At 37.7% G+C, this 2,385-nt stretch carries 1 protein-coding gene; it reads right to left on the reverse strand.

From position 1 onward, the window contains the following. Nucleotides 1-23 precede the first annotated feature (23 nt). Nucleotides 24-1,862 (reverse strand): HU domain-containing protein, encoded by a 1,839-nt coding sequence (locus AC1DND_RS25875; protein ID WP_477585457.1) that lies wholly within the window; start codon nt 1,860-1,862, stop codon nt 24-26. Nucleotides 1,863-2,385 lie beyond the last annotated feature (523 nt).

Consider the following 2,385-nt stretch of genomic DNA (forward strand, 5'->3'; position numbering starts at 1 on the left):
GTCCTGAATTAATAAAGTTATCATTATGGTTGTGTGTTGTTAGATTTTTGTTGTACGAAATATCCTTTTCCCTTTAGTTTTTTCTGTAAAATATCTTTCTGTTCTTTAGCTTCCTTTTCAGTTGTAAAACTCGCTATACTTACTTTTTTTAAACGGCCGGGTACTTTTGCGATTTCAGCATTTAAACCGATTTTTTCCATTTGCTTAATAAACACAAGTGCTTTTTTCTCTGATTGAAAAGATGCTGCAATAACGTAAAACGTAGAAGGACCAGTGTTTGGTACAATTTTATTTTCTTTTGGTGTTTCTACAGTAGGTTTAACGGCAGGTTTTGCCGCTACTTTTTTAACCGTATCTGCTTTTTTCTGAACCTGGTTGGCTTTTAAAATGCTATCTGTTTTGGCTATAGAATCCTGTTTTGCTTTTAGGGTATCAACAACAACCTTCGGCGAATCGACAATTACTTGTGCCGGTTTTACTGCTTGGGCTGTTTCACCAGTAAATAATTCTGGTTTAACCAAATAGGTTATCGCTGCAATAACAGCCAAAGCTAACACTGCAATTGTAATCATCAACCAGGTAGACATACCTTGTCGCGTTTCGTCACCATGTTCAATTGGATCGTGACCAAAACGGTTAGGATGCTCTGCATGTTGCTCTTTTATAAATGCAGGGGCCTCAATTACAGGTTCTTCTTTTTTAGCTTCGTCTTCTAAATTGATGTATGTTTTAGGTTCCTCCGTTTCCGACCTAAGCGAGAAACGGCTCGAAGGTTCAGTTTGCGAGACAACTGTTTCTGGTGCCTTCACGGTATTGATTTCTTCAGGAGCTGAGGCATTTTCTGTAGCAATTACTTCGTCTTGTGCATCGTCAGATTCAGGTGTCTCAATTGTCTGATGTTCGGAAGCGATATTTTCTACTTCCGGTTCCGGTACTTCTGCTTCTTCAGTAGTATTTGCTACTTCTTCTATTTCTTCTTGTATTTCAGCAGATTCAGGCGTTTCAATAGCAGGTTGTTCAGTAGCAATATTTTCAGCTTCTGATTCAGGAACTTCTACTTCTTCAGGTTCGGGATTAGTATTTTCTACCTCTTCTTTAGGTGTATTTTCAGCAGTATTTGCTTCATCTTGTGCTTCAGCAGATTCAGGTGTTTCAATTGCCTGATGTTCGGCGGCGATATTTTCTACTTCCGATTCTGGTGTATGACCAAAACGGTTAGGATGTTCTTCATGCTGTTCCTTAATAAATTCTTGTGCTTCAACAATTTCTTCTGAAGGAGTTTCTGAATGTTTTAAAGTGTTTTTAAGATCATCTTTAACTTCATCCAATTCTACATTTTCGATTACCGGAGCCTGGTATGACTTATTCTCAAATGGTGATGGTACCACCGGTGCTTCAGCAATTTCATCGTAAACTTCTTCCTCTTGTTGAGGTGAATCAGTTTTTATTTCCTCAATTACGGTTTCTGTCAATGATGGAAGTCCGTAAAATTCAGAACCATAGTTCATGTTTTTGACCGGTTCGAAACCTAATCCTTGTTCGGTAAAAAATAAACGGCCAGTATTTTGAAGTTCGGCCTCATGGTCTAATTCTAATTTTTGATTTACTTGTTCAACAAACTGGGCAATGTGATTGCGGGCATCATCGTTGGTGCTGTTTGTTTTAGCCGAAATAAAGTTGGCTAAAGCGTCTTCTTCTGTTACTTCTGCTGAAAATTGCAGCGTATATCCGGGAGGCAAAAACGTTTGTTTTTCCTTATCGTATCTTCCTGGGTATTTCTTTTTATAAAAGGTGCCCAAGCCGGTAATACCAACTTCTTTGCGTTGCTGCAAGAGTTCTAATAGGTATGATAAGATATCCATTCGGGTAAAATTAAGCGTTTAAAATTAAAAATTATATTCTACCTTCAAATAGTGTCTATGGGTGCTATTACACATCCTATTCCAAAAAGGGGACAAAAACGAGTACAGTTTTGTTATTTTAATCATGAAAAAAAATCACAGTTTTCTAAACCTATATCTGTATCCGTGCAAAGATAACGGTTACAAAGATAGAAATGGTATGCTAGTAAGCAAATCGCTAAATCGATATAATATTGATTTGAAGCTAAAACCTAAGCTATAGAAACGCTTTACTATAGAAAAGCGTATGTAGAAAGCGAAGAGGGAGATTTTAAAAGAGGCTGTACATAAAATTAAAATCGATTGTCCTTTGACGAGCTCAGGATGACAATTCAATATTTATGATACAACCTCTTAGGTTTCCTTGGTAATTTAACTGTTTTGAAAGGGGCCTATAAACAAGGAACGGTAGTAGACCAATCAGTACTCTCCATGTTAAGCAAGCTTGCGGTGTGGCCGTGCCCGGTTGCATCTGCAATGGTAG

Source organism: Pedobacter sp. 01N416 (assembly GCF_056399685.1).

Excerpts from the sequence above, each read along its gene's own strand:
- AC1DND_RS25875 (WP_477585457.1), bottom strand. The coding sequence starts at position 1,862 with ATGGATATCTTATCATACCTATTAGAACTCTTGCAGCAACGCAAAGAA.